The organism is Marinobacter sp. H13 (assembly GCF_059072335.1).
Map to the genome: position 1 here is coordinate 1,139,861 of NZ_JCACRU010000001.1, position 13,972 is coordinate 1,153,832.

The window sequence follows — 13,972 nt, forward strand, 5'->3', positions numbered from 1 at the left end:
TAAAGTCGTCTGGCAACACCGCGCTCGCCACCCTATTATTGCTGGATAACAATTCAAAAACCGTTGAGCATCCGCACATGGTTGATCCGATCAAGGTTTATCCTGCAAAACCCGCGAAAGTCTATTTCTACGGCACCTGCCTGGTGGACATGTTCTACCCCGATGCGGGCATTGCCGGCGTGGAACTTCTGGAGCGTGAAGGCATTGAGGTGCTGTTTCCCCAGAACCAGACCTGCTGTGGCCAGCCAGCCTACACCTCCGGTTATCACGACGAGGCCCGATCAGTAGCCAGGGCCCAGCTCGACCTGTTCCCCGGCGACTGGCCCATTGTGGTGCCATCCGGCTCCTGTGGCGGGATGATGCGCAAGCACTACCCTGACCTTTTCAAGGACACCACGGATGAGGTGAAAGCCGCCGAGGTCGCTGGCCGGGTCTGGGAGCTGACGGATTTTCTGCTCAATGTTTGCCACATCAAACTTGAAGATTTGGGCGAACCCACCACCGTGGCCATGCACACCTCCTGCTCCGCCCGCCGGGAAATGGGCGTGGCCGAGGTTGGACCCAAACTGCTGGGACAACTCAAAAACGTGAACCTGGTAGAGCAGATCCGGCCGGAGGAATGCTGCGGGTTTGGCGGCACCTTTGCGGTTCGCCACCCGGAGATTTCCAGCGCCATGGTGAGCGAGAAGGTGGATGCACTGGTGGATACCGGCACCAGGCAGTTTGTCACCACCGATTGCGGCTGCCTGATGAACATCGCCGGCTACGCCGAGAAAAACCAGAAGCCTGTTGAAGGCCAGCACATTCTCAGTTTCCTGTGGTCGCGCACCCAGGGCAAAGGGGGCAGCAGTCATGAGTGAGACAGCCGAGCACACTGGCCATCACATCGACGTGAAAGAGTTCCATCCGCGGGCTCAGGCGGCCATTCACGACCCCAAGATCCGCAAGAATTTCCGCAGCGCCATGGACGGGCTGATGTCCAAGCGCAAGACGGCGTTCGAGGGCTGGGATCTGGAAACCCTCCGGGATCTGGGTGCCAACGTTCGCCTCCGCGCCCTGGCCAACCTGCCAGATTTGCTGGAGCAGCTTGAGAAAAAGCTGATCGAAAACGGCATCAGGGTGCACTGGGCGGTGGATGGCGATGAGGCCTGCCGGATTGTGCGGGACATCTGCAAGGCCCGGGATGCCAAGACGGTGATCAAGGGCAAGTCCATGGTCTCCGAGGAAATGGAGCTGAACCATTACCTGGAGGAACAGGGGATCGAAGCCCTGGAATCGGACCTGGGCGAGTACATTGTGCAGTTGGCGGATGAAACGCCATCACACATTATCATGCCGGCGATTCACAAGAACACTGGAGAGATCTCCCAGTTGCTGCACGAGAAAACCGGCACGGATCTGTCCAACGATGTGGAATACCTCACCGCCAGTGCCCGCCTGCAATTGCGGGAAAAGTTCATGAATGCCGATGTGGGCGTTTCGGGGGTTAACTTTGCGGTGGCGGAGACCGGCACCCTATGCCTGGTGGAAAACGAAGGCAATGGCCGGATGACCACCACGGTGCCCAAGTGCCATATTGCCGTTACCGGCATAGAAAAGGTGGTGCCGAGCATGGAGGACGTCTCTGCCCTGCTCGCCCTGCTGACCCGGTCTGCTACCGGCCAGCACATCACCACCTACTTCAACATGATTTCCGGCCCGCGCAAGGCCGAGGAGCTGGACGGGCCCGAAGAAGTGCATCTGGTGCTGGTGGATAACGGCCGCTCGTCGATCTACCAGGACGACGAGCTGCTGGACACCCTGCGCTGCATCCGTTGCGGCGCCTGCATGAACCACTGCCCGGTGTACACACGGGTAGGCGGCCATGCCTATGGCACCACCTATCCGGGCCCGATCGGCAAGATCCTGATGCCGCACCTGATTGGCCTGGACGAAGGCCGGCACCTGCCCAGCGCCTCCAGTCTGTGTGGCGCCTGTGGCGAGGTCTGCCCGGTGAAAATCCCCATTCCCGATCTGTTGGTGCGACTGCGCCAGGAATCGGTGGATGGCGACAAGCTCCACCCGGCCAAGGTCCGTGGCCACGGGGCCAAGCGAAGCTCAATGGAAGCGATGATCTGGAAAGGCTGGGCCTGGATGCACGCCAGCCCCGGCATTTATCGCTTCGGCACCGGTGCCGCCAGCAAATTCAGGGCATTGCAGCCCTCGAAAGCGGGCGCCTGGACCGATTACCGCACGCCCCCCAAACTGGCGGCCAAAACCCTGCACCAGCGAATGAAGGAGCGTGGCCAATGAGTTCCCGGGAAACGATTCTTCAGCGTCTGCGCAACCGAACCGGCGGTGAACTGACGGTGCCGGAGTGCGACTTTTCAGTTCTGGTACGGGATGACTGGTCGACAAAGGAGCGTATCGAGCGGTTCGAGAAGATGATCGAGTCGGTCCACGGCGAGGTGCACCACTGCACCGAAGACATGTGGATGGAACGCCTGGCGGAGGTGCTGAACACCCGCGGGGCCAGGAATCTGCTGATTCCAAAACAACACGAAATCGGACAGTCACTTCGCACTGCCGGTCGTAACGATCTGCCGGAACTGTTGATCTACGACGAGCCTATCGAAAGCTGGCAGTCGCATTTGTTCAACGAGGTGGACGCCAGCATTACGTCCACCCGCGGCGGTATTGCCGAAACCGGCTCGCTGATCCTGTGGCCAAACGAGGACGAGCCACGGCTAATGAGCCTGGTGCCGCCGGTGCACATTGCCGTGCTCCGGGCCTCTGAGCTCTATACCACCTTCCACGAAGCCATGAAGGCCCAGAACTGGGCCGCTGGCATGCCGACCAATGCCCTGCTAATCTCTGGCCCTTCCAAAACCGCTGACATCGAGCAAACCCTTGCCTACGGTGTTCACGGTCCCAAAGAGCTGATTGTGTTGATTATTGAATGATCCAAGGCGCCCTGTTGATCGCCCTGGCTGCCCTGCTATGGGCGACCACGGGCATTGTTGCGAAATTTCTGTTTACCGGTACCGAACTGCAGGCCATTACGTTGGGCTTCCTGCGACTGGCCGTGGCTTTGCCGTTTTTCTGGCTGCTGATGCGACGGGAGCAGGCACGCCTTGAGCGAGCCAATCCGGGCGCTAAAGTGCCCGGCAGTTCCCTACGGAGCCTCACACGCAAGACCCTGATTCCGCTGGCAGCCCTTGGCCTGTTCCAGGCGTTCTACCAGGGCAGCTACCTTCTGGCCGTGGACCTCACCGGTGCCGGCATCGCCACCCTGATCGCGCTCTGCCTTCCGCCAGTGCTGGTGGCAATTCTTGCTGCGCCTCTTCTGGGAGAGAAGCCCAGCCTTTTGACGGTTCTGTCGCTGTTTGCCGCCATCGCGGGCACGGGCATGCTGGTTCTCAGCGATATGGACACCACCGGTACACTTCGGCTTGCGGGCATTCTGGTGGCGTTACTGGCCGCCTGCGTGTACACCGGTTTCACGCTGACCAGCCGTTACAGCTCTGCCGGGACACCGGTGTTCACCACGGCGTTTATCTGCTTCTTCACTGCGGCGCTGATTCTGTTGCCGGTGGTTGCCCTGTCTGGCGGTTTCGAGGGGCTGGAAACTCTCAGTATCGGGCACTGGCTGATGGTGGTGTATGTGGGGGTGGTGCCAACCTGTATTGGCTATGTGTGCTTTTTCTCTGGCATGAAAACGACACCGGCCACGCTCTCCAGCATCATTGTGACTCTGGAACCGCTGTTTGTGGCGCTGCTGGCCTGGGTGTTTCTGGAGGAGATTCTGGGGCCGATTGGTATTGCGGGGGCACTGATACTGACCGCAGCGGTGGTGGTGGCCTCCCGCTACGGCCGTAAACCCGCAGCCGGCCAGGAGGCCGGTGCGGAGTAAGGAAGATCAGTCTTCCTTGCGCTGTTTCTCAAGCATGTCCGGCTGCAGGATTTCAATCCAGTAGCCGTCCGGGTCTTTGATAAAGGCCAGGCCTTTCATCTTGCCGTCGTCCGGCTTTTTCACAAACTCCACACCGAGCTTTTGAAAGCGGTCGCAGGCGGCGTAAACGTCTGGCACCGCTACGCCGATGTGGCCGAAGCCCTGAGGTTCGTCGTTGCCATTGTGGTAGCCGAAGTCGTTGTCGTCTTCGGTGCCCCAGTTGTGGGTGAGCTCAAGCATGGCTTCGCGGCCGAAGGTGTAGGTGGTGCGGTGGGCATCGTCCTGCGGCACGAGGCCGGCCTGGCGATCGTCCAGGTAGCCAAGGAAATACAGGGTGAACTTCATTTCGGGGAAGTCCAGTTTGCGAACGAGGCGCATGCCCATCACTCGGGTGTAGAAGTCCATGGAGCGCTCGGGTTCCTTGATGCGCATCATGGTCTGGTTGAAGACGTAACCTTCGGTTTCGGGAACGGTTTCTTCGTATAGGCCAGGGGCCTGTTCGAAATGCTTGGGCATGTTGGTTTTCCCTTTTTTTCGCAGGATTCAAAGGTTATACCTGTGTGCGTTTCAGGGGGATTTCAAGGGCGTGAAAAAAGACCCCGGGGCCAGAGACGAACCGCCGGGGTCTTGAGGGCCGGTTTTTTAGGCCGGCGTTTCTTCAGAGACGCTCTGAAGATCGGTGGCTGGCAGGGCCATGAGGGGGTTCTTTCTTCCGGGAATCCGAACTCGCTTCGCTCAGACAGTCGTTTCCCTGCAGAAAGAACCCCCTCACACCCCTGCCGACCGAACCTTTGGAGTGGCCCGCTTTCAGGCCAACTGGTGTTCTTCTCCTTCGTAATAAGCCTCTACCCTTGGGTTCATTACCCGCCGCCAGAGTGGGGGGAACATTGCCAGGACGATCATTGCGGAGTAGCCGGCCGGTAGTTGGGGAGCCACGTCGTGGTGGCGGAGGATCTGGTATCTGCGTTTGGCCCAGGCGTGGTGGTCGCTGTGGCGTTGGAGGTGGAACAGGAAGACGTTGGTGAGGAAGTAGTTGCTGTTCCAGCTGTGTTCGGGGCCGGTGCGTTCGTAGCGGCCGTTTTCGAGTTTTCTCCGGTGCAGGCCGTAGTGTTCAAGGTAGTTGACGATTTCCAGCAGGGTGAAGGCGATGAAGCTCTGGCCCAGGAAGAAGACGGCGCCGAGCCAGCCGAAGGCGATGGTGAAACCAGCCAGTGCCAGGGCGCTGATGCTGTACCACCAGATCAGTTCGTTGCGCCAGCTGAGGGCTTTGTGGCCTTTGCGTTGCAGGCGTTCGGCTTCCAGTTTCCAGGCATTCAGGAAGTTGCGCATGTAGGCCTGGGGCAAGAAGTTATACAGGGACTGGTTGTAGCGTGACGAGGAGGCATCTTCCGGGGTGGAGACGTGTACGTGGTGGCCGCGCAGGTGTTCGACTTTGAAACCGGCGTAGCAGACCAGTGACAACAGGAAGCCGCCGGCCCGAGTTTCGAGTTTTTCGTCTTTGTGGATGAGTTCGTGGGCGACGTTGATGCCGAGGCCGCCGACGATGCCGATGGAGACGATCCAGCCAATACTGCCCACCAGGCTGAAGGTGCCGGACGCCAGTTCCAGCATGCTCCAGACCAGTAAGGCTGCAAAGCCTGCCACCCAGCCCAGGGTAATGGCTTTATAGAACCGTTCGCCGACCATCCGCGGCACGTCGGTTTCTTCATCCGGGTTCAGGGAATCCTTGCCGAGCAGCATGTCCAGTACCGGGATGATCCCGAACACGACCACGGGGACGCCCCAGGAAAACAGGTTCACCAGATCAGTGGCCTGGCCGGCGGCCAGCAGCAGAGGCGGCAGCAACAGGGGCACCATGGCGATCAGGTAGCTGTACTTCTTGAGGGTCAGCAATATCCTTCGGCGGGTGGCCTCGCGATTGACCGATAACTGCGTTGTGCTCATTGGGTTCTCTCCATCAAATGCTTGTTGGTGAAACTCTGATCACCTGTTGTTTTCTGCATTATTGTCCTACAATACATCAGTCGTCAACATTTCTGGCGAGGTTTTTTGACAATTGTCAGGAAGCCCCGCCGAATCAAGGCGTTGTCGCTATCGCACTCCGAGGCTGTGATAAACTCATGCGCATATACTCTTCCGCCGGTCGGCTTACTGCAGCAGCCGACCGGTTTTTACGACCTGTCCAGAGAGCCTTTATGGATTTTCAGGTGCCGAACACACTGGCCGAGCAGATTGCCAATTACCTTGCAGAACGGATCATGACCGGGCAGATTCGTCCGGGTGAGCGGATTCAGGAGGCCACGCTCGCCGGTAAACTGAAGGTGAGCCGGGCATCGGTGAAGGAAGCCCTGTACACCCTGGAGCGCTGGCATCTGGTGGAGATCACGCCCCGTAAGGGCGCTTCGGCAACCCGGCTGGATGCGGCCCATGCTTCGGAGCTCTACGATGTTTATATGCACTTGCTGATGATGATGGCGGTGCGTTTGTGCGAGCGCTGGCAGGAACGCGACAAGCCTCTGGTGCTTGGGGCGGTGAGCAAGGTTGTTGACAAGATAAACGACGGATCTGCCGACATCTCCGGGGTGGTTGAGGCGAGTTTTGATGTGATGGATGCCTGTTGTGAGGTGGTGGGGAATCCGTATCTCACGGAGGCACTGTCGAATTTCAAGCCGGCGGTCAGTCGGGCGTATTATCTGAGCGCTGATCGGTATCGGCGGGGCCTGGCGCAGACCAGTGAGTTTTTTGCCAATCTGCCGCAGGCGGTTCTGGCGCGGGATTCGGATAAGGCGCAGGTGTTGATTCGGGAGTTTGCGGAGCACCAGAAGTCTCTCATTCACCAGGCTCTGACTTCTTAACCTCGACCCTGGAATCCATGGGGTTCGCCGCCAGCGACACTGGACACCCACCACACCCTACGCTGTAAACTGCCCGTCTCACTCTGACGGGCAGCCCATGACTGACTCCACGGACATCAACTATTCGAAGCGTGCCTCGGGAAAAAGGCTGGCGGTTTTCAGTCTGTTGTTTGTGGCGCTTACCGCTGCCGGGCTGTACGCCGTTTACGATCTGTTTGCCGAACGCACCCTTACCTTCGATGCCAGGCTGATCGCTCCGGGAACCCTGTTATCGGTGGCCGGCCTTTTGCTGGTTTATTTCATCTCCGATGGCCTTCGGCTGTATTTTACTCTGCGGGCGCTGGGGCACCGACTGCCATTGCCGGCGATGTTCCGGCTGGTATTTATCAATCTGTTTTTCTCCAACATCACGCCCATGGCCACCGGAGGCGGTTTCGCCCAGATCTGGTTCCTGAGCCAGCATGGCGTTCCGGTTGGCAGGGCCACGGCAGCCACAACGATTCGAACGGTACTGGCGGTGCTGTTCATTTTCTCGCTCACGCCGGTATTCCTGCTCACGCTCAACCCCCTGGACGGCAACTCAATTGTCGGCGATATAGGCACCGCGCTGGCGTTTCTGATTGTTCTATACCTCGGCTTTTTCCTGGTTCTGCTGCTCCGGACCCGCTGGCTGATCGGCCCCCTGGCCCGGCTGCTGAGGGCCGCGCGTCGGCTCCATCTGATCAGTGAACCCCGCCATCGGCGCTGGCAGTTCAAGGCACGCCGGGAAATGCTGCGGCTGTCACGGAGCTTTGGTGATTACCTGCGTGGTGCTCCGGTGTTCGTCTGGCTGTCCATCCTGTTCACCGCCGTGTTTCTGCTTAGCCTGTTCAGCTTCCCGGCGCTGCTGATGCACAGCCTGGACTACAGTGTTGATTATGTGATGTCCGTGGGCCTGCTGGTTGTGACCACCTTCGTGATGTACTTCTCGCCCACGCCGGGCGCCTCAGGCATCTCGGAGGGTATTTTCGGGAGCTTTTTCCGGGATATCCTCTCGGGTAACCACCTGATACTGGTCATTGTCTGCTGGCGCCTGTTGACCATTTACCTGGGCATGATCATCGGGTTGGTAGTGCTACAGAAGGAACTTGTTGCCAATCGCAGGAGAGCCGGATGATTTTCCGCAACCCACTCAAGCTTCTGTTTTATCTGTGCTTGTTGGTCGTGCTGCTGCTGGTCGGCTACAAGACCTACCTGAACCTGTTCACAGAGGACTTCGAGGGCGTTCATACCGAGCAGGTAGAACAGCTTCATCGTCAGCTCCAACCCGGCGAGCCTTTCAGCTTTGCGGTGGTGGGCAATATCAACAACTCGGTGGGGATTTTCGAGGACCGTATTATTCCGGAACTGAACCGGTCCGGACTCGATTTTATGGTCTCTGCCGGCAACGCGGTCAGTGGTGGCGGCGAGGACAAGTACCGGGCGCTCTACGGCACCCTGAGCCATCTGGGCATTCCTTATCTGCTGACCTTTGGCGCCCACGAGTACGAGGACTTTGGCAGTTTCCGTTTCTACGATCACTTTGGTCCGCATTTCTTCAGTATTGAGGCTGGCAACAGCCGGCTGATTTTTCTGGACAGCACCGGTAAAACTCCCTGGCGCTGGCAGATCCGCTGGCTGAAGGATTTGCTGGCCCAGGACACGTCGAAGGCGAGGATCTTGTTCATCGGGCACCCTCCCCTTCATCCGGACGAGAATGCCCCGTTCGACCAGAAGGATGATTACCTGGCGCCGCCCGAGTTCCGGGACGCCCTTCTACAGGCCATCGAGGAGCATGACGTTGACCGGGTATTTTCAGCCAACCTCTCGCTCTATTCGGAAAAGACGGTAGAAGACACCACCTTCGTTACCACGGGTGGCGCCGGTGGCCTGGTTATGAACAACGACACCAGTTTCTATCACTACGTGCAGGTGAATGTAGACTCAGATGGCGAGGTAACTCACCGTCTGCAGCGACTGGAAGTGGGCCAGCACCCGGTTCTGAAGCGGCTGGAAAGTCTCTGGTTCTTTATCTACTCCCTGTTCTACACCGGTTACCTCAACTTTATTCTGATCGTCGCCGTGTTTGCGGCCATTGCGATCAAGCTGTACGGCGCCATTTTCATCGGCAAGGATTATTACCCGGACTACGACCTGGACCCCTCGCCCTGGCTGGACAAACCGATGCGGGTGGCCATGTTTACCAACAACTACCTGCCCTTCATCGGCGGGGTACCCATTTCCATTGAACGCCTGCGCCGGGGCCTGGAAGCGCTTGGCGATAAACTGCTGGTCGTGGCGCCCCGCTACAAGGGGCAGCCGGAAACCGAATCCCACGTTTTGCGAGTGCCCTCGCTACTGGCCATGGGCGAGAAGCGGGAATTCCGGCTGGCCAATATTTTCCTCGGGCGGATTCGCAAACGGGTTCGGGCGTTCAAGCCGGATATCATCCATCTGCACCATCCGTTCTGGCTGGGGTCGCTGGGCCTGTTCGTGGCTCGCACCCTGAATATCCCGGCCATATACACCTACCATACCCGCCTGGAGCATTACGCCCACTTCGTGCCGCTACCCGGCATGCTGTTCCGGAACCTGATTTCGCACGCGCTGATCAAACGCTTTGCCAACAAGTGCGACGGTGTGATCGTGCCTACCTACTCCACGGAGGAATATCTGCGGATGATCGGGGTTAAAACACCGACCTTCGTGCAGCCTACCGGCATTGAATATCACAAGTTCCAGGAGGTTCAGGAAAAGGACGTCGAGCAACTCCGGGAGAAGCTGAAGCTCAGGAATGAGAAAGTGTTTGTCAGTGTTTCCCGGCTCTCGAACGAGAAAAACATCGACTTCATGATTGAGGCCATTGATGCCCTGCGGCGGGAAACCCATGTGCCCTTCCGGTTCCTGATGATCGGCGATGGCCACCAAAAGGACCGCTTGCAGAAGAAGATCGAAGACCTGGGACTTCAACAACACTTCACCCTTGTTGGTGCCGTGCCGCCGGACGAAATGGCCACCTGGTACCGACTGGGGGATGCCTTCCTGTTCGCCTCCATCTCCGAAACCCAGGGCATGGTAATTCTGGAGGCGATGGCTGCCGGTTTGCCGGTCGTAGCGGTTCGCTCCAGTGGCATTGAAGACGTTGTCCGACACGGGTTCAACGGCTTCAAGACGCCGGAGAAACAGGACCAGTGGCGGGCGCAGGTCAAAAAACTGCTGGAAGACGACGAACTGCGTGACAAGCTTTCCTCCCAGGCCCTGGAGTTTGCCAGCGACTATTCCGTGGAGCAGTTTGCCAGTGACGTTCGTACCATTTACGCCACCAGCCTGGCCATGTTTGCGAAGAAACGTAAAGGATCAGCAAGCAACCCGGAATAGGTAGGGTTGCGGTTTTTCGCGGCGACCTGATCGGGCTAGACTGAATTCACGTATTAAAAAGACAGTTTTAGCCATCGTACCGACTGAATTATCGGAGACTAACGTGAGCGGCATCCCCGTCGGAATCAGCACCTGCCTGCTAGGCAAGGAAGTTCGCCATGATGGCGGCCATAAACATTCCCGTTACTGCACCCAAGTGCTTTCAAAGCACTTTGATTTCCGCTCCATCTGCCCGGAGCTGGAAGCCGGCCTGGGCGTACCCCGCCCTGCCATCCACCTGCGCGAGTACAGCGATGGCCTGCGCCTGATTGAAACCAAAGGGGCAGCGGATCATACCGACGCCATGCAGGGCTTTATCGACCAGATCATGCCCACCCTGGCGGACCTGCGCGGTTACATCCTGATGGCCAAGTCACCCAGCTGTGGCATGGAGCGGATCAAGGTCCATAACGAGGAAGGCAACGTGACCCGACGGGATGGCCGGGGCATGTTCGCCGAGGCGCTGCTGCAAGCCTACCCGCTGATGCCGGTGGAGGAGGAAGGACGCCTCAATGATGACATGATCCGGGAAAACTTCATTGAGCGGGTGTTTGCCTACGACGACTGGATGCAGAACGTGGCCGGCGACAAGCTCTCCGCCAAGGCGCTGATCGAGTTTCATACCCGCCACAAGTTCCAGCTTCTGGCACACTCGGAAAGGATCTACCGCCAGCTCGGCCCCATGCTGGGGGACTTGAAATCCGAGCCACTGGAAGACATCGCCGAGCGGTACATCCACCTGTTCATGGAGGCCATGAGCAAGAAGGTGAGCCGGGGTTCACACATGAACGCCATGCAGCACCTGATGGGCTACCTGCGGGATTCCATGGGTGACGAAGATCGCAAGGTGCTGATGGAACAGATGGAAGCTTACCGCCGGGGCGAGGTGCCTCTGGTGGTGCCGATGACCCTGCTGCGCATGGCACAGCGGAGGGAGCCGGTTGACTACCTGCATGCCCAGCAGTACCTGACCCCCTACCCGGATGAGCTTGGCCTCAGAAACAACGTCTGAAGTCTAAAATTGGGGTCAGATGAAAATGGGGTCAGATGAAATTTTCATCTGACCCCGAATTCACGCTCTCAATCAGAAACCATAGAGCAGTGACAGCGAGGTTTCGGTGTCGGTGTTTTCAGAGCCAACCGGGGGATCCGACAGGTGCTTCACCCGGAACGCGGCTTTCATGGACAGGTTCCCGATCACGTTCGCCTGCAGTGACGTTTCCGATTCGGTCACGGTGTTGCTGTCGTCCAGGCCGATTTCGGTACTGAGTTTCTGCCGGAACAGGGAGTTGGCGGTCAGAGCGTAATCAAACTTTCCCGCCAGGCGGGCAATCGCTTCTTTCTCGGTGTCCTCGCCCTTGGCGTTGACCATCTCAAGTCTATTATAGCGGTAACCGCCACCGACCGAGAGATCGAGGAAGGAGCGCTCGCCAGAGTTCCAGACCCGGTTGCCGTAACCGGTGGTTACGGTGGATTCGAAATCGTAGCCGGAGAAACGATCGTCCTCGTAGGATCCCCGCAGAAACCAGTAATGGTTTTTATCAAACTTGTAGTTCGTCTCCAGTGCAGCCAGGTACTCCTCGGCGGTGGTTTCGTCGTCGGTCTCGGAATAATTGGTCCGGAATTCACCGGTGTTACGCCAGGTTTCGACTTCATGGACCAGCCCCAGGCGCCCCTTGATATTGGTCTCTTCGGTGTTGCCCGAGGTGATCAAAACACCCAGCTCGGTTTCGCCCTTCCAGTTGTCTTCCTCTTGCGCACTGGCGAAGGGCGCGATAACAACTGCGGTAATAGCTACGGTCTGTCGTAAATCCATGAAGTCTCCTTTCCGGGTTGGTCAGGCCCTCTCGGTGCTGCTCGCCCTTTCGCCCTCGAGGCTTTTCCGGGCCTGACGTTCTCTTTCAGCCTTTTTCCGGGCCTTGCGCTCGGCGATGATGCGCGCCGCTTCGCCGCCAACGTGGGCCTCACCCCGCTCCTCCGCCAGACGCATCTGGCGTTCACGCTCGGCAAACCGGGCCTTCTGTTCATCGGTCAGCGAATCGATGCACTGGTGGCAGCTCACACCCTGCTCATACTCGGGACGCTGCTTGTCTTCCTCGGTGATCGGCCGGCGGCAGGCATGGCACTGGTCGTATTCTCCGCGCTCCAGCCGATGGTTGACCGTAACCCGGTCATCAAATACAAAGCACTCTCCGTGCCACAGGCTCTGCTCCTCGGGCACTTCCTCGAGGTATTTCAGGATGCCACCCTTGAGGTGATAAACCTCCTCGAAACCCTGCTCCTTCAGATACGCGGTGGATTTCTCGCATCGAATACCGCCGGTGCAGAACATGGCCACCTTCTTGTGTTTCGAAGGATCCAGGTTCTGCTTCACGTATTCCGGGAACTCCCGGAAGGTATCGGTGGCCGGATTGACGGCATTTTTGAAGGTGCCGATTTCCACTTCGTACTGGTTGCGGGTATCAACCAACACAACCTCAGGATCGGAAATCAGATCATTCCATTCCTTTGGATCAACATACGTGCCGACAATCCGCTTCGGATCGATACCCTCCACACCCATGGTGACAATCTCTTTCTTGAGCTTCACTTTGGTGCGTTTGAACGGCTGGATGTCCACAAAGGACTCTTTGTAATCAATGCCGTCGAACCGCTCGTCGCTGGCGATCCAGGCTTTCACGGCATCAATGCCCTCTCGGCTGCCGGCAATGGTGCCGTTGATACCTTCCCGCGCCAGCAGCAGAGTGCCATGCACATCTTTCTCAAGCATAAGATCCAGCAGGGGCTGGCGGAGGGATTTGTAATCATTCAGGACTGCGAACTTGTACAGTGCGCAGACAACAACGTTGTTGCTCATCATTTTCTCCTGCGGGCCGGACCGTAAATCCGGAGCATGGTTTCGGAACTGGTTGAAAGTATCAAAGGCTGGAGCCTGAGAGGGCGCAAATTTTAACCAACTCAGGCTCACGATCAAGTGCGGGGTTACCCGGGGATCAAATCGTCAGTTCGCCTCATCAGCCAGTTCACGCTCAACTACGGCGGAAAGTTGACCCCAGCCCGGTCGGGTCAGGCGAATGTTATCCACCAGAACCGTCGGTGTGCTGGTGACTCGTAACTGCATGGCCACCTGGCGACTCTGCTCGACAGCCTCGCGGTGCAGTTCCGTGGTCATGCACCGGCGAAAGCGGCGTTTTTCCAGACCCAGATCACCGGCATAACGGGTGAAGGTGGCAACCGGATCGTTCGAGCCGCTCCACTCGGTCTGGGAATCGTAGAGGCGATCGTGCATGGCCCAGTAGGCATCCTGGTCACCGGCGCAGCGGGCTGCCTGGGCGGCGGGCATGGCGTTCTGATGCTGCTGCAGTGGCAGATCAAAGTAGACGAATCGAACCTTGCCGGCGTCCACGTATTCCTCTTTCAACTGCTTGCTGGCAGAGGAAAAGCTGCCGCAGGCGGGGCACTGGTAGTCGGCAAATTCACGCACCACCACCGGGGCATCTTCGGGGCCGACGGAGACGCCGTACTGGTCCAGTTGGGCTGGAAACTCCTCGGCATTGGGCGCAGCCACAGGCAGTTCGTCCGAAGTCGGTTCGGGTGCGGCGGTCAGGAAAAAGACACCGAGAAGCACCGCTGCCAGAACCAGCAAACCAATGCCGGCATACAGCGGCTTGTTGGATTTTGCTTTTGGGGGAGGCGGTGCACCGGTTTCTTTGCGACGTTTTGCTTCACCCATGGAGGGGCTCCTTTTTGT

The 13,972-nt window shown here is 58.3% G+C and carries 13 protein-coding genes; 8 read left to right on the plus strand and 5 right to left on the minus strand.

Features of this window, described 5'->3' with window-relative positions; genetic code table 11:
- The first annotated feature begins 77 nt into the window (after positions 1-77).
- Genes AC5JQH_RS05500 through AC5JQH_RS05515 form a run of 4 tightly spaced genes read left to right on the plus strand, consistent with a single transcriptional unit; the run spans position 78 to position 3,892 of the window.
- Positions 78-860 (plus strand): (Fe-S)-binding protein, encoded by a 783-nt coding sequence (locus tag AC5JQH_RS05500; RefSeq protein WP_008175233.1) that lies wholly within the window; start codon positions 78-80, stop codon positions 858-860.
- Positions 853-2,292 carry a LutB/LldF family L-lactate oxidation iron-sulfur protein gene (locus AC5JQH_RS05505; RefSeq protein WP_008175234.1) on the plus strand — a complete coding sequence of 480 codons (1,440 nt, stop codon included), beginning with the start codon at positions 853-855 and terminating at the stop codon, positions 2,290-2,292. The genes AC5JQH_RS05500 and AC5JQH_RS05505 overlap by 8 nt, the downstream gene beginning before the upstream one ends.
- On the plus strand, positions 2,289-2,942 hold the full coding sequence (locus tag AC5JQH_RS05510; RefSeq protein ID WP_104270684.1) for a LutC/YkgG family protein: 654 nt from the start codon (positions 2,289-2,291) through the stop codon (positions 2,940-2,942). The genes AC5JQH_RS05505 and AC5JQH_RS05510 overlap by 4 nt, the downstream gene beginning before the upstream one ends.
- Positions 2,939-3,892, plus strand: a complete 954-nt coding sequence (locus AC5JQH_RS05515; RefSeq protein ID WP_053112909.1) for a DMT family transporter — start codon at positions 2,939-2,941, stop codon at positions 3,890-3,892. Before AC5JQH_RS05510 ends, AC5JQH_RS05515 begins: the two co-directional genes overlap by 4 nt.
- A gap of 6 nt (positions 3,893-3,898) precedes the next feature.
- On the opposite strand, the gene gloA is transcribed toward AC5JQH_RS05515, so the two are convergent.
- A complete protein-coding gene (gloA, locus tag AC5JQH_RS05520) occupies positions 3,899-4,447 on the minus strand; it encodes a lactoylglutathione lyase (protein ID WP_014578143.1) in 549 nt (182 codons plus the stop codon).
- A gap of 291 nt (positions 4,448-4,738) precedes the next feature.
- A complete protein-coding gene (locus AC5JQH_RS05525) occupies positions 4,739-5,875 on the minus strand; it encodes an alkane 1-monooxygenase (protein WP_008175258.1) in 1,137 nt (378 codons plus the stop codon).
- A 251-nt stretch (positions 5,876-6,126) separates the two neighbouring features.
- Between AC5JQH_RS05525 and AC5JQH_RS05530 the strand changes: the two genes are divergently transcribed.
- The 4 genes from AC5JQH_RS05530 to AC5JQH_RS05545 all read left to right on the plus strand — a co-directional run bounded on the left by AC5JQH_RS05530 (position 6,127) and on the right by AC5JQH_RS05545 (position 11,233).
- Positions 6,127-6,786 carry a GntR family transcriptional regulator gene (locus AC5JQH_RS05530; protein ID WP_493805377.1) on the plus strand — a complete coding sequence of 220 codons (660 nt, stop codon included), beginning with the start codon at positions 6,127-6,129 and terminating at the stop codon, positions 6,784-6,786.
- Between the two features lie 97 nt (positions 6,787-6,883).
- Positions 6,884-7,942 carry a lysylphosphatidylglycerol synthase transmembrane domain-containing protein gene (locus AC5JQH_RS05535; RefSeq protein ID WP_493791516.1) on the plus strand — a complete coding sequence of 353 codons (1,059 nt, stop codon included), beginning with the start codon at positions 6,884-6,886 and terminating at the stop codon, positions 7,940-7,942.
- Complete coding sequence (locus AC5JQH_RS05540; RefSeq protein ID WP_493805378.1) at positions 7,939-10,182, plus strand: glycosyltransferase; 2,244 nt, start codon at positions 7,939-7,941, stop codon at positions 10,180-10,182. Before AC5JQH_RS05535 ends, AC5JQH_RS05540 begins: the two co-directional genes overlap by 4 nt.
- Before the next feature lie 103 nt (positions 10,183-10,285).
- Positions 10,286-11,233 (plus strand): YbgA family protein, encoded by a 948-nt coding sequence (locus AC5JQH_RS05545; protein ID WP_273157352.1) that lies wholly within the window; start codon positions 10,286-10,288, stop codon positions 11,231-11,233.
- Positions 11,234-11,305: 72 nt separating this feature from the next.
- Here the strand turns inward: AC5JQH_RS05545 and AC5JQH_RS05550 are convergent, their stop codons facing one another.
- The 3 genes from AC5JQH_RS05550 to AC5JQH_RS05560 form a co-directional block, all read right to left on the minus strand.
- Complete coding sequence (locus AC5JQH_RS05550) at positions 11,306-12,037, minus strand: DUF481 domain-containing protein (RefSeq protein WP_493805379.1); 732 nt, start codon at positions 12,035-12,037, stop codon at positions 11,306-11,308.
- 21 nt (positions 12,038-12,058) lie between these two features.
- Positions 12,059-13,078, minus strand: coding sequence for an oxygen-dependent tRNA uridine(34) hydroxylase TrhO (gene trhO / locus AC5JQH_RS05555; RefSeq protein ID WP_273157354.1), 1,020 nt, complete (start codon positions 13,076-13,078; stop codon positions 12,059-12,061).
- Between the two features lie 144 nt (positions 13,079-13,222).
- The gene (locus AC5JQH_RS05560) at positions 13,223-13,954 is read right to left on the minus strand and encodes a DsbA family protein (RefSeq protein ID WP_491713837.1); all 732 of its coding nucleotides are present in this window, start codon (positions 13,952-13,954) and stop codon (positions 13,223-13,225) included.
- Positions 13,955-13,972 lie beyond the last annotated feature (18 nt).